The organism is Flavilitoribacter nigricans DSM 23189 = NBRC 102662, from assembly GCF_002646595.1.
Classification (GTDB): domain Bacteria; phylum Bacteroidota; class Bacteroidia; order Chitinophagales; family Saprospiraceae; genus Flavilitoribacter; species Flavilitoribacter nigricans.
In genome coordinates this window covers 1-24,340 of record NZ_PDUD01000036.1, presented here as the reverse complement: position 1 = coordinate 24,340, position 24,340 = coordinate 1, and the positions used below count along the sequence as shown (strand labels likewise).

The window sequence follows — 24,340 nt, the reverse complement described above, 5'->3', positions numbered from 1 at the left end:
ACAGTAAAACCCATCCGACATGTTACGTAATTACCTGAAAATCGCCCTGCGCCAGGCCCGGCGCAATCCAAGTACTACCCTCATCAATGTAGCCGGCCTCAGCATCGGTATCTCGGTCTGCTTTCTGATCGGCCTCTTTGTCTGGGATGAATGGCAGTTCGACCAGTACCATCCCGATAAGGATCGTATCTACCGCATTACCGCCGAAAGGGGCGGCGAAGGCGGTGCCGCTCACTGGGCCGGCACTTCGCCCGCCTACGCACCGACCCTGGCGGCCGAATTTCCCGAAGTGGAGCGTACGACCCGCCTGTATCAGATCCGGCAGAAGCTGTTGTTTACCCATCAGGATAACAGCTTTTTGGAAGCTGACGGTTTCTTTGCCGAGAATAGTATTTTCGATCTCTTTGCACTGCCGTTCCGGTACGGAACTCCTACTGCGGCCCTGAGCGAACCCAACACCATTGTGCTCAGTCCGGAGCTGGCCCGGAAGTATTTTGGGGATGAGAACCCGGTCGGTCAGACCATCAAGATCAATAGTGATGAGGTAAAAGTGACCGGCGTGCTGGAATCGCGTTCACCCCATTTCCATCTGGATTTTGACTATCTACTCTCTTTCGAAAACCTATTGAACCAGGTGCCCGAGGAAAGGATCAATAGTTGGGTCTGGCAGGACTTCTACAATTACGTCAAGGTTTTCCCCGGAACCGATCCGAAGACCTTTACCCGCAAACTTTCGGCCTACGTGGAGCAGCACGCCCATCCCCAGACCAAGGAACACGGTTTCTACTACTATCCCGTTCTTCAGCCCCTGACGGATATCCATCTCCATTCCGGAAATATCCACAACGACGCGGCTGTCCGTGGCAATAGTCGGTACGTGAACGGACTGGCCCTGGTTGGGATATTTTTGCTGGTTATTGCCGGCATCAATTTCGTCAACATGAGTACGGCCCGGGCCGCCAAACGGGCCAATGAAGTGGGGATCCGCAAGGCCACCGGCGCCCAACAGAACCAGTTGCGCAAGCAGTTCCTCGCCGAAGCGACGATCATCGTATCCATCGCCATGCTGATCGCCCTGCCGCTGACCCGGATCGCCCTGCCTTTTCTGAATAATTTTACGGATAAAAGTCTGGAATTCTCCCTGTTTTCCAACGCCTACCTGCCCCTGATCATTCTGGGGCTGACGCTCCTGATCGGTCTCCTGGCCGGTAGTTATCCCGCCTTCGTTCTGGCTGCCTTCCGCCCCGCTGCGGTACTGAAAGGCGGTCTGAGCAAACCTTCCGGCCACGTCAACTGGCTGCGCAAAGCACTGGTAACCACCCAGTTCAGCCTTTCCATTTTGCTGATCAGTTGCGTATTGATCATACTGCGGCAGATGAATTTTCTGAACCAGAGCGATCTTGGTTTCGAAAAGGAACAGCTGATCCATTTCCCTATGAAAGGGAGTATGTTCAAGAATATGGAGAATACCAAAGAGGAATTTCTGAAGATCTCCGGCGTGGCTTCCGCCAGTACCTGCTTCGGCATTCCGGGTGACATCGTATCCGGTGATAACATCATCGTACCGGGTGAGAACCGCCGGAGTTTGCCGGCCCGCATTTTCAATGTGGACCACGATTATATCGGGACCATGGGTATGGAGATCATTGCCGGGCGGGATTTTTCCCGGTCCATTGCAACCGACGCTACGGGTACCTTTATCGTCAACGAAACGGCATTGAAAGAACTGGATATTGCCGCCACGCCCGAAGAAGCCATCGGAAAACGGCTGGAATGGAAAATGTGGATGGATAAGGATACCATTAAGCAAGGGACCATCATTGGCGTGGTCCGGGATTTTCACTACAACAGCATGCACGAAAACGTGGAAACCACGGTGTTGCAGATCTATCCGGATTCCTACTGGAAAATGGTATTACGTCTGAATTCCGGTGATCTTTCCGAAACCCTTGCCGCCATCGAAAGCCAATGGGATGCATTTGAAACCGGTTATCCGATCGATTACCAGTTTGTGGATGCCGGTTTCCAGGCCATGTACGAAAACGAGCAGAAACTCAGTAGATTACTCCTGATCTTTACCGTACTGGCCGTCTTCATTGCCTGCATCGGGGCCTTCGGGCTTGCCGTCTACGCGACGGAGCAAAAACGCAAGGAGATCGGTATCCGGAAAGTCCTCGGGGCCAGTGTCGGCAGTATCGTGGCGCTGATGTCCAGAGATTTCCTGAAACTCGTCCTGATCGCTTTGCTGATCGCCACGCCTATTGCCTGGTTCCTGATGCAATCCTGGCTCAACGACTTCGCTTACCGGATCGATATGGAGTGGTGGATATTTGCCGCCGCCGGTGTACTGGCTCTGGCGATTGCCTTTGTGACCGTAGGCTCGCAGAGTTTCAAAGCAGCACTGACGGACCCGGTACAGTCATTGCGCAACGAATAAAAATAGTATCCAACCAAACTGAGATGGATTGGGTGGCCGTTAAAAACCGGTCTTCTTTTGCTGCCTTCCGGTCCACTTCAGCCCTACTACTGGACAAAATAAGGAATACGGAGTGACCAGGATACACTGCTAGAAAATTTGCATTAATCAAGCAAAGACAGGGAGATTGAGAGGCAAGGAGAGGAGTTGCGAGCGTTGCATTGCGCCCCTTCACCATGTCTTCCATTCTCCTTGTCCAAAGGTTTAGACTTCAGCCTTAATCTACTTCTCATTGCTTGGATACCAGGCGAATGAACCCTTTCTCCTTCATCCAAGCTTCGCAGATGGCAGTCCAGAGGTCGGTCGCACCGGGGTTGTTACGCATAGCGATCGCGTGTTTGCCCGTCGGGAACAAATGGAAACTCACCGAAACATCGTGCTCCATCAGGGCCTGCGTGAAAAGCAAACTATTCATCGGATCCACAGACGTATCGTTTGCCGCGTGTACCAGAAAAGCGGGAGGCGTACGTTCCGACACCCGTTTTTCGGCGGAATAGGTATCGATCAGGCCGGCCGCCGGTTCGGGCCCCAGAAAGTTTCGCTGGCTCCCCCGGTGCGGACTGTCCACAAAGGAAATGACCGGTGAAACCAGGATCAGGAAGTTGGGCGCGTAGGATTCCCGGCTTACCTCGTCCCCAATATCCGCCAGATCTTGCGGTTCGGTGCCCAGTACGGCCGCCAGGTGCCCTCCGGCCGAGGTGCCCTGTACACCGATCCGCTCTTTATCGATCCCCCATTCTTCGGCATGGGCCCGGATCAGTTGCATGGCGCGTTCGGCGTCCTGAATGGGGCCTTCGTGGCGGACTTTCAGGTCCGGAGAATGCGGCAGACGGTATTTGAGTACAAATGTCGAGATACCCAGCGTATTGAGCCATTTGGCCAGTTGCAAACCACTGAAATTATAAGTGACATGGTGGTATCCGCCGCCGGGAATGATCAGTACGGCACTCCCGTTGTTCTCGTCGCTGGAAGGGAAAAGCGCGTACATGCCCGGCTCGCCCACCTGCTGAAATCGTTCTCTGACGATGGTGTCCTGCACCGCCAATCCCTTACTGTTGGGCATTTTCCCGTCGGGCCAGAGTGGGATATACTCCTGAGCGTGACTGCTCCATACGGACAATAGTAGAATTGCCGACAGCAATCCCGATAGTTGGCATTTATTCATTTCGTTTTGACTTTGCAGCTAATTTCACAAGACTCGGTAGAATAAGCAAATTGTGGGACTTTAATTTGTTACTGCATGGGTGATGGGTGATGGGGAGATTGGGTGACGGGTTGTTCTATGATCGCAATTATTGCGGGCGGGCGGCGGTCCAGTAATCCAGATCTGGGGTATTCCACCCGGATCGGTGGGTTTCGGTACGGTGGTTGAGGATACCCGGCCGGAGTCGGTCCGGAATGATCTGAAGGTCGTAGATCTCCTCCACGCTATTGCGATAGCGGATCTGCCCCACCGGGCGGCCCGTCGGTAAATGAACAATCTCGATGCCGCAGGTTTCCCCACCGCCGGCTACCTGCAATTCGCGAAAGATGGAAGCGCGGTGCCGGATACGGGATAGTCCGACAAAAAGATAATCTCCCCTGTTGGCCAGTCCACGTACGAAAGAAGGGAACTGGGCAATGACATCCACCTGCTTCGTGCCGGGATCCAAACGGATCAATTGCCCCCTGGCGGATAACAGCACGTACAGTGCCCCGTCTATCCAACGTGGAGAATGCGGCATGGAGAGGCCATCCAATATCACTTCATTCGTCTCGATGTCCATCAGGAGGCCTCCTTTATAAATGTTCTTCCGCCAGCCTTCTTCTTCGTTGGAAGCACCCAGCATGCTGACGTAAAGCGGGCGACCGTCACGAAAAGCCAGGCCATTGAGATGACAGTAGTCCAGCGGCACCAGTTCCCGGACAAAGGATGGAGACCAGACCGGGCGAAAGCTATAGTGTGCATCAATTTTGCTCAGGCAGGAAAAACGCGTATTCACGGCCCACAGGTCTCCACCCTGGTCCCAATGCAGGTCATGAATGTCTACCGGACCGGTAAAATATACGGCCCGCGGTAGGTACAGCGCATCGTATTTCCCCGGGTTCGGTGGGTAATTGGGAGCCAGACCACTCGCATCCGCCAGCACCACAACTTCCGTTGCCGTTGCCAGAGCCAGGCGTCGGTCAGCTACCGCCAAACCCATTGGCAGATCAAAATCCCGTGGTAACTGCATCAATTGCTCCGGCCCATTGGGGCTTAGGAAGATCAACTTCCCGGCCTGATGGGTGGTTAGCGCGATCGTACAGTTCAGCTCCCTCAGTAATTCGGGAACATTGGGGCTGAAGGTGCAGCTAAATGGAGGCAGGGGCTGGCTCATGCTATTGAATTCTGACAATTATTGCTTGACGAAGTGCTGCCGTAAACTTTGCGTAGCCGTATGAACGATCAGCAGATAGTTTCCCGGGCTCAATCCCTGTAGCGGGACAGTCCGGGTAGCAGGTCCGTAAGTTCCCATTTTTTTACCGAACAGGTTCCAGAGTTCGATCTTTTGGATAGTCAGGGCTGCCGGTAAGTCTAACTGGATCTGTTCGCCGGCGGGATTAGGGTAAATACTGAAACCAGACTCCGGGGAATGGGTACCAGCTAGCGGAGCGGCGGTATTAGCGGGGAGAGCGTTTGCCGGAAGCATACTGACGCCCGGTTCACAATCCGCCACCCGCGCGCTAAACTGCGCACCTTGCGCCACGCTAAACCCGGGTAGTAAGCGAATGGAATGTCCCGCCTGATAGTCTACCGATGCACCGGCCCCGATTTCCTGTACCGAACTGATCATTTGGGCGGAAAGGTGTTCGGCACCGACCGACTCGTTACCCTGCAAAACCAGGCTACCGCTTGGGCAGCCGGCTTCCTCATTGGTGAAACGACGGCCGAAGATGCCCCGACCACTGCAGTCCTGATCGAAGCTTGTCCAGACGGCGGTAAAACCTCCCTGCTGATCCATCGCCACCACGGGTTCGTGTTTAGCATACTCGGAAGCGATATCCAGTTTAAAGTTTTCACCGATCCGTTGGCCGTTCTGGGCAAAACGCTGTCCCTGGATACCGGAATGGGCCAGTCCCGGGCCGCCGCTTCGCCACAGGATCACGAAATTGCCGGCTCCGTCCATGCTGACGGCCGTACCGGACTGGTCGAATTCCGTTTCGGTATTGACCAGCTGATCGCTGCCGGGTACTTCTCCAGCCGCAAATGTTTTGGTCAATACACCGTGCGCCGAACCGTCCACTCCCGACGAACTCCAGGCAGCGACAATATCGCTGTTATCGCTCATACCGATCACCGGTTCGCCCTGATAATTGAAACTGAGGTCATTGACAGCGATTTCTCCACCAACTTTATTACCGCTGCTGTCGAATCGCTGAGCCTTAACGTAGAAATAGCGACTGTGCCACGACACAATAAAATCCCCGTCATTATCCATAGCCACATCGGGGAAAACCTGGTTTTCAACGGTATCGGTGTTGGCCTTGAAAGCCGGCCCCAGAGGGTTGCCGGAAGGATCGTACAGACGGCCGTAGATGTCGACATCCAGGGGCGTATTGGTATCTCCATCCGCGCCCCATACCGCAATAAAACTGCCGTCATCCTGCATGTCGACGGCCGGTTCGGTCGGGCTGGAGCTGACGTTCGCGATCACAAATTCATCTCCGTCGGTACTACCGTCGGATTGGTAGCGCTGTCCGTATACGATAATCCTTAGATCGTCCTCCGGATCCTTACCCTGCCAGACGACTACGGCCTGTCCGGAGGCATTACTACCAACCGCAGGTAAGGTCTGAAAAGCCGGAGGAGTAGTGTGTACCTGGAATTCCGGGCCGGACCGCATTCCGTCGGCACCGTAGCGCTGGGCAAATACGCCCGGCCCGGGATAATCCTGACCATCGGTGCTTTCCCAGACAACGAAAGTATTGCCGAGACCGTCGACGGCCACATCCGGATTTTGCTGGTCATTTTTGGTGTAGGAATTGATCCTCGTTTCAGTGCCCGTGGTGAGCCGGGTTTCCCGGGCGAATATCCGGGCCTGTACATCCGTCAGGGCATTCCCGTCATCACTGCTGTAAACCGCAACGAAATCTCCGGTTGCCCCCATAGCGATCGACGGAGCAACTAAGATGCCCGCTTCCGGACTATCATTTACCGTAGTTATCGGACCGTAGGGGATGCCTTCCCGGTTATAATACTGGCCGTAGAGCTGCTTCCCGGATGTTTGCGGGTCCTCATGGAGCCAGAGAATGAAAAAATTGCCACAATCATCGATCCCGATCCGGGCCTGTTGCGCCGAAGGATCGTTATGGAAACCTACGCTGGTTTCCGGGCCAAGCTTTTCCCCGACAAAGGTGAATCGCTGGAAAAATACTTCATTTTCAGTTGAAGGATCCTGGCCTTTGCTGTAAGTAATGATAAAATTGCCATCGCTACCGGTAGCCAGATGGGGAAAGAAGCTGGGGGTGGCGGGGTCAGAATTAACCAGAAACGCTCCGCCCATTTTTGTACCAAATGCGTTGAAGCGCTGGGCGTAGATCCCCGTATCCGTTGGGGGTCCCGCGCCACTCCAGGCAACGACGAAATCTCCATCATCGTGCAGACCGGCAGTCGGACTGTGCTGATCCCCTTCGGTTACCGTATTGACCAGGACCTCTCCGATCTTCGGTGATCCGTTAGCATTATAGATCCTGGCGTAGACATCCGTCTCTGCACCGGCGTTTTCTGCGCTTTGCCAGCTTACCACAAAATCGCCGTCCGCATTCATTGCTACGGCACTGTTGCTCTGATCGTTTGCCGTTGTCGTATTGACCCGGAATTCATCGCCCTTTGGCGTTCCATCCGCAAAAAAGCAACGGGCGTAGATGTCCAACTGGTCTCCGGAGGGTTTGGATTGCGTACTGGTAATCACAAAATCACCATTATCCGCCATGGCCATTTTCAGTTCGGAATGTCCGGTTTCGCCCGGCATATTTAGCGGAAATTCCGTACCGACCAGTTCCCCCAGGGCAGAGAACCGCTGGCCCCAGATACCATCCTTGGTGGCGTTGGCGGTGCCTGATCCCAGCCAGACCACCACCACATTCCCCTGCGCATCCATTCCACATACACTATTCCCCTGGTTACCCTCGGTGTAGGTATTCGCCACAAAGTCAGGCCCCGCAATGGGCTGGGCGACAGCAGTCAGCGGATTAAAATTACACAATACGGAAAAGGAAGCCGGGACACTAAGACGCCGGGCGTAGCGCAACAGGCGCCGGAGCAATGCAGTACGATGTCGATAAGGAATGGAAAAAAATCGTCCGCTTTTGAGCAAGCGGTGCAGGCGCGCGGCCAGCTTACGGAAATTATACCGTACCTGACGGTAGTTAAAACAAGTCTTATTTTTCATCAGAAAGATCGGTTAAAACAATACGGGACGAAGATATTGAATTTTGGGAAAAATCAGCTTACCCCAGTGCTACGTCCAGGGTCATCATTACCGAAAACCCAAGGAGAGTGGCCATCGTGGCCAGATCCGTATTGCCCGAATGCTGCGATTCGGGGATCAACTCTTCCACCACCACGAAGATCATCGCACCGGCCGCAAAGGATAATGCATAGGGTAATACTTCCTGCATACTGATGACCATCAGCGCGCCGACCACACCAAAAATGGGCTCCACCACGCCGGAAAGCTGGCCGTACCAAAAGGCTTTACGCCGGGTCATTCCCTCCCGCCGCAACGGAACGGCCACGGCGGTCCCTTCCGGAAAGTTCTGCAGTCCGATACCGATGGCCAGAGCGATCGCACCGCCCAGGGTGGCGGAGGACATATCGTGCGCGACCGCACCGAATGCGACGCCTACGGCCAGGCCCTCCGGAATATTGTGCAGGGTAATGGCCAGTACCAGGAGGATACTGCGCCGCCAGGAGGTGCTGGGGCCTTCCGCTTCGGTTAGTGGTAAGTTGGGGTGCAGGTGGGGCAACAGCTTATCAATCCCGGCCAGGAATAGTCCGCCGCCCATAAAACCAACCAAAGCCGGCACCCATTTGGGTAGGCTACTCACCTCTTCGCTCATTTCAATGGCCGGCGCGAGTAGGGACCAAAAACTGGCAGCGATCATCACTCCCGCCGCAAACCCCAGCATGGCGTCCATCACGCGCTGGTTGATCCCCTTGAAAAAGAATACCAGCCCGGCTCCCAGAGCCGTGACAAACCAGGTAAATAAAGTAGCCGCCAGTGCCTGTTCGGCCGGATGCAGGCCCGCCAGAAGTTCTTGTATCTGTTCCATCGTACGGGAAACATACAAAGAATTTATCATTTTTCGGCGCTGCCTTCTTTACTTGAGGGAAAATTTACATAACTTCCGGCCGATAAAGTGACATCCTCATCCTCCTCCTTCCCGTATTGCCGCCCAATACACTAAAACTACTCAACAACAGCTTTTAACCCCCGGGATCGGTCTGGTCAGTCACCAGGTATCGGGCAAACGGCTATTTCCACAACTGAAGAATCATTTTTAAGTATACATCTAACTTTTCAACACCTTATTATGAAAACCACACAATTAGAGTCCCGCTTTCTGCTGAGGAAAGCCACGCCACAACGTTCCCAAAACCGGATGATGAAAAATTACCTGCCCCTGCTGGCATTTCTCTTTTTGAGTTCTTTTGCGATTAATTTGTCCGCACAGACTACTGGGGATTATCGGTCTATTCAGGATGGAGAATGGAATTCCCGTTCTACCTGGCAAAGATTTGACGGATTTGACTGGTTTACACCAACAGGGGGCCAGGGGGTGCCAAAAGCTGAAGCTGGACAGATCACGATCCAGAGTGGCACTTCCGTCACCAACACCACAGGGCCGGCCCTGACCGTAACTACTTTAACTATTGAATCGGGAGGCCAATTAAGCATCGGCAGCGGCCGCCAATTCACCGTAAATGACGGTACCAATGAAAATGACCTGACGATCAACGGTACCCTCAGCCTGGCCGGGACGCTGGTGATCAATGGTAAATGCCTGATCGGTACCGGTGGTTCGCTAAGCGGCTCGGCAACGGCCCAAATCACGGTGAACGGGACAATGGAGAACCAGAATACTATCGATTTTAACGGCCTCGCTACCGCCTTCCTTTTCAACCCCGGCGGCAGCTACGATCACGCCCGGGAAGGTGGGATCATCCCGACCGCAACCTGGGATGCCACCTCAAACTGTTTTTTGAGCGGTATAACGGAAAATGTGCCCACCGGCCTCAACCAAACCTTCGGCAACTTCATCTGGAACAGTGCCGGAGTCACCGGCGACCTGCCCTTCGGCGATGCCGAAATGATACTACTGGGTAATCTGGAGTTCCGGAATACCGGTACCGGTCAGATAGCTTTTAATCAGGAAAAGCTCAGCGTACCCGGGGATCTGATCCTCAGCGGTGGCAACCTGCTGTTGGCTTCTATGGATGTCTCCCGCACTTTCGAGGTGGGCGCGAACTTTAGCATGTCCGCCGGGGCTTTAGCGATCTCCGACGGATCCAACAGCGGCATTTTGAATATCGCCGGGAATTTTGAGCATACCGGAGGCACCATCAGCCATCCGGTGGGCACCGGTGCCAACAGCGAGATCAACTTTAACGGCACGGCTCTGCAAACGTTTACCGGTGGCGGGATCTATTCCGGACCGATCGATTTCAATGTATTAAGCGGAGCCATACTCACCTTTGGCGCCCTGATCGATATCGTTGACCTCAGGGGGACCAGTGGTGATTTCACTAATTTCGGCACCCTGATGGGGCACTTCCTGGTTGATAATACGGATGGGGACGATGAGGGAATTCTACTGGCGGAAGGCAAGGCGCTGATCAACGAAGGAACGGTAGCGCCCGGTAATTCGGTCGGGACGCTGGTCATCGTCGGAGACTTCATCAGCTACGGCACCCTTTCCATGGAAATTGAAGATCTGTTTATCTACGATCAGATCATTGTAACCGGCACCGCTACCATCAACGGAACGGTAGCCCCCGAATTCATTGCGTATACACCCGCGATCGGCAATGTTTTTGATCTGATCGCCGCACCGACTTTCGTTACGCCACCCACTCCGGGGCTGAGTATCACCCCCGCCTCAACGGTAGGGAATTACAATGCGCCTTCGGGTGATCTGGAGATTACCGCGGTGTTTCCCATCCAACTCCTTTCCTTCACCGGGAAACGCGTAGATGACGTCATCGAACTCCAGTGGCGGACGGCCACCGAAGAGAATAATGATTATATGGCAGTAGAACGGGCCGACCACGATTTCGAGTTCCGCGAGATCGGCCGGGTAGCGGGCGTCGGTACCACCACCGAAGCCCAGGATTACGAATTCATTGACGAGTCTCCCCTGGACGGCGCCAATTACTACCGCCTGCGCCAGGTGGACATAGACGGAAAAGTGGAATACCATCCGGTGATCTATGTAGACTTTGTGGCTCCTTCGCAAAGCCGGGCGCTACGGGCGTTTCCCAACCCGGCCCGCGATCTGATCCGGGCATCCTGGGCATCCGGTCAGGATGAGATGGCCGGCCTTCGCCTGTTCAACGGTCACGGCCAGTTGATCCGGAGCTACCGGGTCAACGGGGCCAACGGCACGTTTGAACTCCCGCTGGAAGATCTTGCGGCCGGGATGTACTATCTGCATCTGCAACAGGGAAGCAAGCGGGAACAGCTGCGTTTTGTAAAGTACTGATCCCAAAGGTATCGGGTATTTGCGCTGCGAAAAAGTATTTTTCAATGAGCGGGCAGTTCCGTACTTTAGTCCGGTATTAGCCATACGATCCCATCTGGACGGAGATCGTAAAACCTTGCAACGCCATGCCCAATACCCAGACGGTCCAAACGCTCCGGGGGATGCTGGGCGAGCACGTCCAAACCACAGACGAAGTGCTCGCCCAGCATAGCCGGGACATTTCCTGGCATCCGGCCAGCCTGCCCGAAGCCGTATGTTACCCTACATCGACAGAAGAGGTAGCCGAGATCCTCAAAGTCTGTCACCGCAACCGAACGCCGGTAGTTCCCTTTGGGGCCGGCACCTCCCTGGAAGGTCATATCATTCCCTATCGGGGCGGTATTACCATTGATCTGAGCCGGATGAACCGGATCCGGTCGATCCATCCCATCGACCGCGACTGCGTGGTGGAAGCAGGTATCAAAAAACTTCAACTCAACAAGGCACTCGATCCGCATGGCCTTTTCTTTGCCGCCGGTCCGGGCATCGACGCCAGTCTGGGCGGTATCGCCGCATCGGGGGCGAGCGGGGCCAATGCCGTACGCTACGGCACCGCCAAGGAAAACATCCGGGCCCTGCAGGTGGTGACGGCGACCGGAGAGATCGTAAAGACCGGCAGCCGGGTGAAAAAGACCTCAGCCGGTTATGACCTGACCCATCTGATGGTCGGTTCGGAAGGTACCCTGGGGATCATTACCGAGGTGACTGCTATTCTGCACCCGCTGCCCGAGTTTTCGGGAGTGGCCGTCGTGAGCTTTGCCTCCGTGCAGCAGGCGATCGATGCGGCCATTGCCATGATCCGGCAAGGCCTTCCGCTAGCCATGCTCGAATTTATGGACGAGGTCATCATGCAGGTGATCAACCGGTTCAGCGGTTCGGATTACAGCGAAACTCCTACCCTCTTCCTGGAACTGCACACGGAAGAAGAGCTGGCTCCCGTCTACCAGCGCCGCATCCACCAGATCGTTCGGGAGAACGGCGGAAAAGACCTGATCTGGGGGACCAGTCCGGAAGAACGGGCCCGACTCTGGGAGATCCGCTACAATGTGGCGCACGCGATCCTGGCCATCCGGCCGGGCGGCGATACGATGTCGACCGACGTCTGCGTACCGATATCCCGGCTGGCGGAGTGCATTCTGGAAATGAAGGCGATCCTCGAAAAGATCGATTTTCAGTTGCCGCTTTTCGGGCATGTCGGCGACGGAAATTTTCATATTTCACCGAATATCATGGTCGGACAGTCGGAAGAGATTGAATTGTTGAAATCCATCAACGATGAGCTGATGCGGAAGATCATCCCCATGGAGGGCACCTGTACCGGTGAACACGGAATTGGGGTCGGTAAAAAGAAATATCTGGAAATGGAACTCGGGCGGGGAGCGATCGGCATGATGCGGTCGATCAAAAAAGCACTCGATCCGCATAACATCCTGAACCCGGGTAAAGTGATCGATATTGATTGAAAGGAAGGGTCCAAGAACAAGTGAAGGTTTCGGGGAGTAGTTGTCAGGGCGCGGTTTTTACCGGATCCCGATTCTGATTCCTCCCCGGAATGGCGTCATCTACCACTCTACTTTGCCGCGCAGGGCTTTCTTCTGGGAATGTCGGCGTTTGTTCTCCAGACGTTTCCGCGGATTTGCCTGCCGGGCGTTGGGCACCTTTTTCCGGCGTTTGGGCGGCCGGAGGGCTTCCCGGATCAGATGTTCGAACTGCTCGATCACCAGTTGTTTATTCCGGTGCTGCGAGCGGGTCTCCGAACAATCCAGGAGCAGGACCCCTTCCTTTGTGATGCGGTTGTACAGTTTCCGCTTGATACGCGCCTTCTGGGAATCGTTCAAAAACTGGGAAGCATCGACATCGAAAAGGAGTTCCACGCGGGTGGCTACCTTATTGACGTGCTGCCCGCCGCTGCCTGAGCTGCGGCTGGTCCGGAAATCGAGTTCTGCTTTTAAAATATTAATATCCATAACACTGCTTAAACAAAGGGAAGGAGGTCAAAGTTCCCGTCATTGGTGTAACTGAGGTTAACTATCCACTAAATTTTATCCGAATATGGATAAAAAAAGAAACAAACTTTCACATTTTAATCAAAAATAATACCTTTAAAACGAAGGCATCAAACATGATAAACATCCAAAACTTGCATGAAGATACTGCACATTAGTGCTGAATGTTATCCAGCAGCCAAAGCCGGTGGTCTGGGGGACGTAGTAGGTGCACTACCTAAATACCTTAATAAGATCGGAGTGGAATCGGGAGTGATCATTCCCAAGTACCATACGAAATGGGTGTTGGCTCAGCAATTTACCCCCGTATACAAGGGTTCGGTCCGGCTGCACGATCACTACCACGCTTTTACCATCGAAAAACAGGTTGGGGACACCCTTGGATTTCCCCTGTTTGTTGCCAATATTCCCGGCCGGTTTGATCGCCCGGGTGTTTATTCCGACAATAACGGGCAGCCTTACGGAGACGAAGTAGAACGGGCCCTCTGTTTCCAACAAGCCGTTCTCCAGTGGATCGTACAATCTCCGGGAAAACCCGAAGTACTCCATTGCCACGATCACCATACGGGGCTGATCCCCTTTATGGTCAAGCACTGTCCGGAATACCAGTCCCTGGCCCGGATTCCAACGGTGTTTACCATTCACAACGGACAGTACCACGGTGCATTCAGCTGGGAAAAACTCTACCTGCTGCCTTTCTTCGACCAGGAAGCGCGCGGGCTGCTCAACTGGCATTTCCACATTAACCCCATGGCTACCGCCGTCAAGTGTGCCTGGCGGATCACGACGGTCTCACCATCCTATCTCGAAGAATTGCAGACGAAAGCCAATGGGATGGAATCTCTGCTGTACCACGAACAGTTCAAATGCAGCGGTATTCTGAACGGTATTGACCAGCAGGTCTGGGATCCCGCTAAGGACCCGTATATTCCGCATCATTTGAAGGACGATGTCGGCACCTACAAACAGGACAATAAACTGGCCATACTCCAGCACTTTAAGCTGGATCCCCAACTACCGCTGATCACTTTTATCGGCCGACTGGTGGGAGAAAAGGGCGCGGATCTGCTGCCCGACCTCATCAAACGGGTCCTCTACAGCGGTATGCGCGTGGCCTTCGCCGTACTGGGTACCGGAGAACGCTGGTTGCACGATGCCCTGCGGGAGATGACCTATGAGTTTCCCGGCCGGTTTGACGCCAAACTGGAATACAATGAGGGCCTCGCCCATCAGTTGTACGCCGGCTCGGACTATCTGATCATGCCTTCCCAGGTAGAACCCTGCGGCCTCAACCAGATGTACGCCATGCGCTACGGTACGCTACCCATTGTACGCTCCGTTGGCGGCCTCAAGGATACGGTTCCCGATATTGGCGAGCCGGACGGCAGCGGACGGGGTATCCGTTTTGATCATTTCAATCTGGATGACGCCCACCTGGCCGTCTACCGGGCAGTAGATTTCTACCAACGCCAGGAAGCCTTTCAAAAGGTGCGCAGTCACATTATGACGATTGATTTTTCCTGGGAAAATTCAGCCATTCAGTATAACAACATATACAACGAGCTGATGAATATCTCTAAGTCCTAGAACTTAAAACGAATTATTCCATAAGAACTTTAAGCACAGCATTATGAAGACAAACAAAATCAAGATGATAGCCCTCATTCTCGGAGGGGGCGCGGGTACCCGTCTTTACCCCCTGACCAGTCAGCGCTCCAAGCCAGCCGTACCCATCGGTGGAAAATACCGCCTGATCGATATTCCGATCTCCAACTGTCTGAATTGCGGTATCAAACGGATGTTTGTCTTGACCCAGTACAACTCTGCCTCCCTGAACCAGCACATCAAGAATACCTACATTTTTGACCACTTCACGCACGGCTTTGTTGATATTCTGGCGGCGGAACAGACTCCGACCAGTGACAAGTGGTTCCAGGGTACGGCCGATGCCGTACGCCAGTCCATGCACCACCTGGCCAATCACGAACACGACTACGTGATGATCCTTTCCGGAGACCAGTTGTACCAGATGGACCTGGAGGAACTCACCCACTACCACATCAAGCAGAAAGCGGATCTGACGGTGGCCACGATCCCGGTGATCGACAAACACGCGCCGGCCTTCGGGATCATGAAAGTGAACGACAAAGGTTTCATCGATACCTTTACCGAAAAACCACCACTGGAGGTCGTACCCGAATGGGCCTCTCCGGTAGAAGAGAAATACGCCAAACAGGGCCGCCATTATCTGGCGTCTATGGGTATCTATCTGTTCAAGCGGAAATTCCTGGAAAAACTGTTCAATGAGAACCCCGATGCTACCGATTTCGGTAAGGAGATCATTCCTCTGGCAATCGAGCAAAACTTCAAAGTAGCCAGTTACCCCTACGGCGGATACTGGGAGGATATCGGAACGATCCGTTCTTTCTTTGAAGCCAACATTGCCCTGACGGACGCCATTCCGGAATTCAACCTCTTCGACGACGATAACGTCATCTATACCCGGCCGCGGCTCCTGGCTCCGTCCAAGATCTTCGGTACCTGGTTTAATCAGGCCGTTATCGCGGAAGGTTCCATTATCCACGCGAAAAAGATCGAACGCTCCATCATCGGTATCCGGTCCCGGATCGGCAACAATACGGAGATCTCCAATGCGATCATTATGGGTAACGACAGTTACGAAACGCTGGATGAAATGGAAAAACTGGGCAACACGCCCAAACGGGGGATCGGCGACAACTGTCAGATCCGGAATGCCATTATCGATAAGGATGTCCGCATCGGAAGTGACGTCATTATACACGGTAGTGTGGCCCTGGGAGATACGGAAACAGACACTTACTGTATCCGCGACGGTGTGATCGTGGTAAAGAAAGGTGCGATCATCACTAATGGCACCAAGATAGGGCTGGGCGCTTAATTTGCGCCAGCATCCCGGATATCCGTTACCGGTTAGCTGCACAGCCAACCGGTAACGGGATCCGGATCAATTATTTATTCGCGCCGGTATCCTCCTGCGGCCGGCAGATAAAAGGCAACAGATTATCGTACCAGTCGAGCAGGGTAATATCCCGCGCTTTGGACAGGTCCATACAAGCTTCCTCCATTCGGTTCATATCCAGATAAGCCTGCCCCCGCAGGATCAGCAGGTTGGCATCATCCGGGAACATCGTTACCGCTTCGCTCATTTTGGCCAGACCTTCCTCCTGTTTTTCGTCGTTGAACAACTGAGCGCCTTCATTAGCCAGTGCCATCGCTTTGTTGTAGCGATCAACGGTAGACTGGCAGGACTCCGTATCCGGCGTAAAGGCCATATTCAGCGTAAAGGAGGCCGGTACCTGACGGCCTTCGTAAACCGCGGGTTTCCACTTACCGTAAGTAGAAGTAGTAGCGGCGACCGCTTCGTACCAGAAATCAAATCCAAGGTCGTTGTAATCGGTAATATTGAGAATACGAACGGTTTTGTTCGGGTGTACCAACACGTCTACTTCCAACTGACCGACAATGCAGGTGTCCTGCACGGATGCCGGGTAGCGGAGCCGTCGGTTCAGGTAATTGGAAAGGCTGTCCGGCCCACCGGAAAAAGCCAAGGCTTCGTCAAACTGGATATAGATCGTATCGCCGTTCACCAGGTTATAAGGCAATGGCTCTTCGATCTTAAAGCGGATCGGCAGGTTGAACTGGGTACGAACGGATTTACCTCCCTTTTTACCGGGAGACCAGCGCACTCCGATGTTATTCATCTGACTCGCTACCCGCATGGCCTCAACCCCACAGCCGCCACCGATATCTTTGCGCACGCTCAGATTGGAAATGGTACTGTCCGGTTCCACTACGAAACTCAGCACAACCGTACCTTCTATCCCTTCCTGCTGGGCCTGTTGGGGATAACGAATATTGCTGTACATAAAGGAAAGCAGGGCCTGGGAAGCACACTGCGCCTTGACGGCCGCCGTAGTATCTAACATTTCGCAGCCCGGAAAACGCGGCATCTCTTCAACGGCTACATAAACGGTCGTATCGGCCGTTTGCGCCTGCAGGGACACCAGCAGCCCCATTGCGAACAGGGTATGGATCATTCTTTTCACCACTCTTTCTGTCTTTTTAGTACGTGAAGTCATCTCAAAACAAAAGCTAATAAGAGCCTATCCAGAAACCGTTTTTGATGTCGAAAATGACGAAATGAGGTTCCTTAGGTAGTTATTTTAAGACCAAAGGATGGTTTTTGGATAGACTCTAAGGATGGCAAAGGTACAATTATCCATAAATAAGGGGCTATATTTTTTATGTAAGCCCCCCAACGAAACAATGATTTGCTTTTCGATAACTTTTCGGACAGCTCGGAAGAGTGTTCAGGGTACGATCCGGAAAACGCTGAAGGCCACCCGCCGGTTTTTGGCACGTCCTTCCGCAGTGGCATTGGATGCGATCGGATTGGATTCTCCGTAACCGAAGGCGTATATCCGTTTGGAAGCTACTCCTTTACCGATCAGGTAGCGCTTGATGGCTTCCGCCCGGGCCTGCGATATGCGCTGGTTGCCGGACTCGCTGCCGGAACTGTCCGTAAAGGCCGCTACTTCGATTGCGTAGGCATCGTTTTCCTTGAGGTAGCGCACCAGTTTATCCAGTTCGAAGGTAGTGGCGTCGTTGAGGCGCACCTGCCCGGAAGGGAACTGGATACGTTCCAGCAATAGGCCGTTCTGCTTTTTTAACTGACTGATCTGGCTGGGCATCAGGTAAGCCAGGGGGGCCACCTTCGCAAACTCCAGTTTCTCAAAACAGATCTCCTGCCGGTTGTTATACCGCCCGGTCGCCCCGGATACGCCCCAGTAAACTTCCGAAATACCGTCAAAAACTTCATTGATAATATCCCCCTTGTAGCGGATCCGCTCCACGCCGTCGATAGCCACACTCAACAGTTGGTAGTCCGGTTTCCAGCTCACATAGATGCGGTGGGGACGGCAATCTTCCAGATTGGGTACGATGTTGGGACCGGCCAGATTATACCAGTGGGCCGGTGAGCCGTCCTGAAGAATAGCGATGTGATCCTGCGGCGGATCTCCCAGATGTTCATTTTCCCAGGTATCCAGTTCGATGCCCAGCGAGGGCCGGAGACCACCGAAACCCATGCCTTCACCCGGCCGGCCGGTCATGGTTGGATAGGGATGAAAAATGAACACCATTCCGTCGGCCCCGTCCCGGTCTTTGCAGCCCAGTACCAGGTTGAGTTCCATCACGAAGGGGGATTTCAGATCGATCGCTTCGCGGTACCAGATCGAACCGCGCGACCAGTCCATGGCTTCGGTCAATCGAAAACAGTTTCCTCCGCTGATATAAGCATCCCCACTCGGCACAAATTTAGCCATATCCTCAGCGGTGAGGCGGGATTGTGCGTGTGTGGATAAAAACCAAGTCGTCTGGAGGAGTAACAAAAGCGGTAGATAGTGGTAAATTCGGGTCATATATCTTGGTTTTCATTTCGAAAAAGGGTGTGGGCTGCTTATCCCGGAGGCCATCAGCCCACTTCTTCCAGCAGAGGTTGCAAAACCTCCCAGACATTTTCCGCTACGATCTTCTGCCCTTCCCGGTTGGGGTGGATCCCGTCGGGCAGGTTCAGATCGGGTATTCCTCCGACATCATCCAGCAGGAAGGGGATCAGGGACAAGTCATTGGTTTCCGCCAGGCGGCCGTACACCCCGCGAAAAGCCTGCGTGTACTCCTGCCCCATATTGGGCGGAGCTTCCATTCCCGCCAGGATGATGCGGGCCTCCGGCGCTTTGGCTTTTACCTTGTCAATGATGGCCTGTAGATTATTATAGGTTACTTCGGGATCAAACCCTCTAAGTCCGTCATTTCCACCTAGTTCTAATACAAAGATATCCACACTTTGTTGCAGCACCCAGTCGACACGTTCGTTGCCGCCGGCGCTGGTCTCTCCGCTAAGACCGGCATTTACCACTTTGTAGTTATAACCGGCATCGTCGAGTTTGGATTGAATAATAGCCGGAAAGCCCTCTCCCGGATCCAGGCCGTAAGCCGCCGTCAGGCTATCTCCGAAAAAAATGACCTTTCTGGGTTTTTCCTCAACTCCGGCCTCCATTTCCGTCTCTGCAGCCGTTGCTGTATCCGCATTATCCGCTCCCTCATTGGCGCAGGCGGGAAATATCAGGCTCACCAACAACAAGAAAAAAAATCTATCTTTCATAGATAAAATAAATAAATTAATGAAAAATCAATATCTTTGAAGCACCTACCATCTTACCAAGGTCTTTTCTATTTGCACACAACCGTGTACAACACTTCAGAAACCATTATTCAAAAGGAATAGATTTTCTTATTAGAGCCCTATAATTTTTGTTCGGTTGAGTACTGTTGACTGGTACCTTCCCCACCCCATACAATATAAATAAATTTAACCCCGCTGGCAACTACTGGTGCAGCACTTAGATCATCAATTACAATTTATTCAACATTGTCCCAACAAATATTATGCAAGCTCCTAAAAAGTTACAGATTATCTTAGTGGAAGACAGTCTAAGTGATGCTAAACTAACACAATACGCGATCAGTAGGTTGTCCCCTTCCCCGGAATTGCTCCATTTCGAGACCGGAGATCTGTTTTTCGATTATCTGGAAAAAGATGGTATTAACCTTTTTTCACTGATCCTGCTGGATCTGAACCTGCCGCGAATGAGTGGGATCGATATCCTGCAATTGCTGCGTAAGCAAAAGCAGTACAGCCAGATACCGGTGGTGATGTTCAGTAGTTCGAGGGAAGAAACGGATGTGCTCTCCAGTTACCAGCACGGCGCCAACGCCTATGTGCAAAAACCGCTGACCCTGGAGGATTTCGACCGGGCCATGGAAGCTATCGTCAACTTCTGGACTTACGCCAACGTGGTACCCAGTGTGGTGAGAGCATGAAATGAAAGAGGGAACAATGAAGACTGAGGGAATCACGATCTGGCCGTTCCTCAGTCTTCATTGCAGCTGGTGCGCTAATCCGCTACCGGAGGCGCTTCCAGGAGCTTAAAGAATTGATCCATTTTCGGGGTAATGATAATTTCCGTCCGTCGGTTGGAGCTGCGCCCGTCGGAAGAGGTATTGGGCACCTTCGGTAGATATTCCGAGCGGCCGGCAGCCGTCAGGCGTTCCGGATTGACGTAGTAGTCCTCCTGCAATTTGCGCACTACGGAAGTAGCCCGCTTCACACTGAGGTCCCAGTTGTCTTCCAGACAGGAATTATTGATCGGCACATCGTCCGTGTGGCCTTCTACCAGCACGTTCAGATCATCGTGATCATTGATGACGCTCGCCAGTTTGGCCAGTACACCTTCCGCTTCACTGGTGATCCGGGAACTACCCGAACGGAACAATAGTTTGTCCGAGATCGAAACGTATACCACCCCACCTTTCACTTCCACCTGGACATCCTCGTCGTTTATATTGGCCAGAGACCGTTTAAGGTTCATGACCAGAGCCAGGTTGAGGGAGTCCTTGGACTGAATTTTGGTGGTCAGGTCCTGGATGAAAGAATATTGCTGGGAAATGGACTCCAGGGATCGCTGGATACTTTCCGCACCGGATTTATTGACAATGGACAGATCCGCCATCCGGTCCAGCAGACCGGCATTGGTCGACTGCATGTGCTGGATCTGCTCTTCCAGTTGCTCCACCTGTTCTTCCTTAAGGGCTAGTTCGCGCTCCAGGTTCTTGACCTTTTTGCCGCAGGAACTGGCTCCGAAGAGCACCAGGAGAAGGTAGAAAATGATTTGTTTTTTCATAAGTATGCAAACTCTGGTTTGGCTTATAAAACTTACCATCCGGGCTTTTTAGTGTATGAATATGTTAAAATCACCAATTGTCATATTACAACTTACTGCAATAAAATATTGGTGTTCAAAACTTTAAACCCCATTGCCGTCGAAAATATTCTTTTGCCCGATCTGACCCCGGTGGCAGGATTTTCGTCGAATGGTTCCCTCCATTACAGCACGGTACGTCCGGTACCCGAATCCCCCGGTCTGTATTCAGGGCGCACCAGTCCCCGTGCGTCTTCTTCGTGAGATCACCGGCATGAATTCCGGCAAAATTCCCGGGATATGCTATAGCAAAAGGGCAAGACGAAAGCAAAAAAATCAATACATGAGAAGTCAAATCTTACTGTTTAGCGCAGGACTTATGCTGCTGGCGGCCTGTAACTCCCGAAGTGGAGAGTCGACGAATACCGACCTGCCCAACATCGTTATTCTGCTGGCGGATGATCTCGGCTACGGAGACCTGAGTTGTTACGGGGGCACGGCCCGAACGCCGAACCTGGACCAGCTCGCCCGTGAAGGTATGCGCTTTACGGATTTTTATGCCGCCGCACCCAATTGTTCCCCCTCGAGGGTGGGGCTACTCACGGGCCGTTCTCCTTCCATGGTGGGTATGTATAACTATTTGGCCGAAAATCACCCCATGCACCTGCCGGCCGAAGAGATCACCATCGCGGAGATCCTGCAGGAGAAGGGATACGCCTGCGGGCATTTCGGAAAATGGCACGTCAGTTGCCTGCCCCAAAATCCGGAACTAAATCAGCCCCAACCCCACGATCAGGGTTTCGATCACTCCCTGGGTACGGGCAACAACGCTCAGCCATCCCACCTGGATCCGGTCAACTTCGTGCGCAACGGACAGGAACTCGGGAAGGTAGCCGGTTATTCATGTGATATCGTGGTAGAGGAAGCCATCAACTGGATGGACACCCTTCCGGCCGATCCATCTCCTTTCCTGATGTACGTGGCTTTTCACGAACCCCACAAAAAGGTTGCTTCTCCGCCGGATCTGACGGCCCAATACGGCGAATTCCCCAAAGCGGACGCCGAATACTTCGCCAATATTGAAAACATGGACCGAGCCATCGGTCGCCTGCTGCAAACCTTGCAGGACAAGGGCCTAGACGAAAATACCCTGATCCTGTTCGCTTCCGATAATGGCTCCTATCGGAATGGATCGAACGGTCCCCTGCTGGGCGGTAAGAGTTTTGTGTACGAAGGTGGTATCCGGGTACCCGGCATTCTTCGCTGGAAAGGCCGGATCGAAGGCGGACAAACTGTATCGGAACCGGCCGGCCTCATCGATATCATGCCGACCATCTGCGAGTTGAGCGGACAGTCTCACCCCCGTACCAATACACTGGACGGAACCAGCCTCGTACCACTGATCAATGGGCAAACGCTCGAAAGAACGCGCCCGCTCAGTTGGTTCTTTTACCGGACTTCTCCGGAAATAGCCATGCGCATTGGAGATTATACTATCCTCGGAAGAGATCTGGATACCACACGCCATACTCACCCGACCACCCAGCCGGATATGGATTACATCAAGTCCATGGACCTCGAAGATTTTGAACTCTATAATCTCACTCACGATATTGGCCAACAACAAAATATCGATTATACCAGCCTGGATATGGGGAAACAATACCGGCAACAACTAGTCGATCGCCTGCAGGACATCCAGGCTAAAGGACCGTATTGGGAGAACCTGCCTCCGGCTACGGGCAACCAGAAACTGAAAAGTGAATGGCGGAAATTACATCCGGAAGGGTTTAGTAATTGAAAGATGGTTAGTCCCCGGCTGGGTACTAGGTTGATCGTGAGGCCGTAATCCCGGGAACAGTGGAAATGTGGAAACGTGTATACGTTTGGTGTTGCGGGAGACTACTCACCTTTCGCTTTAATGACGCGATGGGTGAATTGCCACGATGATCCGGCAATTTTGGACTAACCGCACCATGGCAAACATTTCTTATTCAACAATTAAAAAACAAAAGGTGCAGCGCACCAAAATCGCTCCAGCCTGGTTAGGTTAATTTTTTCAAGGTGCAGCGCACCGTCCTATTTCCAAAAGCTCAATCAATATCAGGTTTCAAGAGGTGCAGCGCACCGTCCTGTTTCCAAAAGCCCAATCAATATCAGGCTTCAAGAGGTGCAGCGCACCAAAATCGCTCCAGCCTGGTTAGTTATAATTTTCCGAGGTGCAGCGCACCGTCCTATTTCCAAAAGCCCAATCAATATCAGGTTTCAAGAGGTGCAGCGCACCGAAATCACTTCAGCCTGGTTAGTTATAATTTTCCAAGGTGCAGCGCACCGTCCTGTATCTGAACAGTGCGCTGCCACAAAAGAATCTAACCACAATTGGCAACCAAAACGCAGCATTACCGAAATTTAGAATCGGTGTTTCGATTTCCTATGGGCTCCGATTTTGTGCTACAACCTGGCCACCGAAATATTCTTAAAGGAAATAGACATCTCCCGGCTGGGGTGGAGCTGCAGACCGATGGGGCCTTTCAATTTCGCATTTTCCATGGTATAGGTCATGACCTTTTTGCCGTTCAGCCAGACGGTATACACATTCCCGATGGCCTGGGCTTTCATGGTGTTCCAGTCTTTGGGTTTCAGGATGTCCTTGATCCCTTCGGCTTCTACCGGGTAGCTTTGTTTGGGAACGTAAGGTGAGGCCGTCATATCCCGCTTCAGGGAGCCCGATTCTCCGATCTGGATCTGGGGAGCGTCCGCCCCGTCTCCCCGCATAAAAATGCCGGAATCTACGGTACCATCTCCCATTTTGAAGTCCAGTTGTACCACAAAGTCTTCGAATTCCTCTTCCGTCCAGAGGATGGAGCCTTTTTTATCCGGGCCATTTTTCACGTGCAGAATGCCGTCGTTTACGGTCCACCAGATGTTATTTTCCGGTTCTATCCAGTTCTCAAAGTTTTTACCGTTGAACACGGATTTCATTTTTGGATTATCGGACTTATTGACCGCGCAACCAAAACAAAGTAACAGCAATAAGGCTATTTGGATTCTCATTTTATACATTTTAAATGTGGAGTTGAAGGATTATTCAAAAGACGTCGGAACGGGTGTCTTCCATGATAGACCGTGCCATAAAAGTGAATGGGCACTAAATGTCCGTGGCTTCGTGATGTGGAACTCCTCAGAATAGTGGACAGTGAATTGGGCTAGGTTGTCTGTTTTAGTTGAGTTAATCGATAATACATTTCTTTCGGAGAAATACCTCCTATACCAGAATGGATACGTCTGGT

The 24,340-nt window shown here is 52.8% G+C and carries 17 protein-coding genes; 7 read left to right on the top strand and 10 right to left on the bottom strand.

Translation table 11 applies throughout. The features are described 5' to 3' along the window. The first annotated feature begins 19 nt into the window (after positions 1-19). Entirely contained in the window at positions 20-2,437 is a 2,418-nt protein-coding gene (locus CRP01_RS29880; RefSeq protein WP_099153740.1) for an ABC transporter permease, read from the top strand. A 268-nt stretch (positions 2,438-2,705) separates the two neighbouring features. On the opposite strand, the gene CRP01_RS29875 is transcribed toward CRP01_RS29880, so the two are convergent. From CRP01_RS29875 to CRP01_RS29860, 4 genes are all read right to left on the bottom strand, one after another. After that, a complete protein-coding gene (locus CRP01_RS29875) occupies positions 2,706-3,641 on the bottom strand; it encodes an alpha/beta hydrolase (protein ID WP_099153739.1) in 936 nt (311 codons plus the stop codon). Between the two features lie 127 nt (positions 3,642-3,768). Further along, positions 3,769-4,836 (bottom strand): TIGR03032 family protein, encoded by a 1,068-nt coding sequence (locus tag CRP01_RS29870; protein ID WP_143473586.1) that lies wholly within the window; start codon positions 4,834-4,836, stop codon positions 3,769-3,771. 18 nt (positions 4,837-4,854) lie between these two features. Next, positions 4,855-7,890, bottom strand: coding sequence for a T9SS type A sorting domain-containing protein (locus CRP01_RS29865; protein WP_099153737.1), 3,036 nt, complete (start codon positions 7,888-7,890; stop codon positions 4,855-4,857). A gap of 58 nt (positions 7,891-7,948) precedes the next feature. Further along, positions 7,949-8,803, bottom strand: a complete 855-nt coding sequence (locus CRP01_RS29860; RefSeq protein WP_233752791.1) for a ZIP family metal transporter — start codon at positions 8,801-8,803, stop codon at positions 7,949-7,951. Positions 8,804-9,034: 231 nt separating this feature from the next. On the opposite strand from CRP01_RS29860, the gene CRP01_RS29855 reads away from it, so the two are divergent. Next, a complete protein-coding gene (locus CRP01_RS29855) occupies positions 9,035-11,203 on the top strand; it encodes a T9SS type A sorting domain-containing protein (RefSeq protein WP_099153735.1) in 2,169 nt (722 codons plus the stop codon). A gap of 125 nt (positions 11,204-11,328) precedes the next feature. Continuing rightward, positions 11,329-12,705 carry an FAD-binding oxidoreductase gene (locus CRP01_RS29850; protein WP_099153734.1) on the top strand — a complete coding sequence of 459 codons (1,377 nt, stop codon included), beginning with the start codon at positions 11,329-11,331 and terminating at the stop codon, positions 12,703-12,705. Between the two features lie 99 nt (positions 12,706-12,804). On the opposite strand, the gene arfB is transcribed toward CRP01_RS29850, so the two are convergent. Then, positions 12,805-13,209, bottom strand: coding sequence for an alternative ribosome rescue aminoacyl-tRNA hydrolase ArfB (gene arfB, locus CRP01_RS29845; RefSeq protein WP_099153733.1), 405 nt, complete (start codon positions 13,207-13,209; stop codon positions 12,805-12,807). A 177-nt stretch (positions 13,210-13,386) separates the two neighbouring features. On the opposite strand from arfB, the gene CRP01_RS29840 reads away from it, so the two are divergent. Further along, complete coding sequence (locus CRP01_RS29840) at positions 13,387-14,835, top strand: glycogen synthase (protein ID WP_099153732.1); 1,449 nt, start codon at positions 13,387-13,389, stop codon at positions 14,833-14,835. Between the two features lie 43 nt (positions 14,836-14,878). Continuing rightward, positions 14,879-16,168 (top strand): glucose-1-phosphate adenylyltransferase, encoded by a 1,290-nt coding sequence (locus tag CRP01_RS29835; RefSeq protein ID WP_099153731.1) that lies wholly within the window; start codon positions 14,879-14,881, stop codon positions 16,166-16,168. A gap of 70 nt (positions 16,169-16,238) precedes the next feature. Here CRP01_RS29835 and CRP01_RS29830 read toward each other — a convergent pair whose 3' ends face one another. From CRP01_RS29830 to CRP01_RS29820, 3 genes are all read right to left on the bottom strand, one after another. Next, positions 16,239-17,327, bottom strand: coding sequence for an energy transducer TonB (locus tag CRP01_RS29830; RefSeq protein ID WP_233752796.1), 1,089 nt, complete (start codon positions 17,325-17,327; stop codon positions 16,239-16,241). Between the two features lie 273 nt (positions 17,328-17,600). Further along, positions 17,601-18,710, bottom strand: coding sequence for a lectin-like domain-containing protein (locus CRP01_RS29825; RefSeq protein ID WP_099153729.1), 1,110 nt, complete (start codon positions 18,708-18,710; stop codon positions 17,601-17,603). 53 nt (positions 18,711-18,763) lie between these two features. Next, positions 18,764-19,453 carry an arylesterase gene (locus tag CRP01_RS29820; RefSeq protein ID WP_099153728.1) on the bottom strand — a complete coding sequence of 230 codons (690 nt, stop codon included), beginning with the start codon at positions 19,451-19,453 and terminating at the stop codon, positions 18,764-18,766. Between the two features lie 284 nt (positions 19,454-19,737). Here CRP01_RS29820 and CRP01_RS29815 point away from each other — a divergent pair, with 284 nt between their 5' ends. Further along, positions 19,738-20,172: a response regulator gene (locus CRP01_RS29815; protein WP_099153727.1), complete on the top strand. Its 435-nt coding sequence runs from the start codon at positions 19,738-19,740 to the stop codon at positions 20,170-20,172. Positions 20,173-20,246: 74 nt separating this feature from the next. Here the strand turns inward: CRP01_RS29815 and CRP01_RS29810 are convergent, their stop codons facing one another. Beyond that, positions 20,247-21,032, bottom strand: a complete 786-nt coding sequence (locus tag CRP01_RS29810; protein WP_099153726.1) for an OmpA/MotB family protein — start codon at positions 21,030-21,032, stop codon at positions 20,247-20,249. A 361-nt stretch (positions 21,033-21,393) separates the two neighbouring features. Here CRP01_RS29810 and CRP01_RS29805 point away from each other — a divergent pair, with 361 nt between their 5' ends. Beyond that, the gene (locus CRP01_RS29805) at positions 21,394-22,851 is read left to right on the top strand and encodes a sulfatase-like hydrolase/transferase (protein ID WP_170110600.1); all 1,458 of its coding nucleotides are present in this window, start codon (positions 21,394-21,396) and stop codon (positions 22,849-22,851) included. A 650-nt stretch (positions 22,852-23,501) separates the two neighbouring features. On the opposite strand, the gene CRP01_RS29800 is transcribed toward CRP01_RS29805, so the two are convergent. Continuing rightward, complete coding sequence (locus CRP01_RS29800) at positions 23,502-24,104, bottom strand: 3-keto-disaccharide hydrolase (RefSeq protein WP_099153724.1); 603 nt, start codon at positions 24,102-24,104, stop codon at positions 23,502-23,504. Between the last annotated feature and the right edge of the window lie 236 nt (positions 24,105-24,340).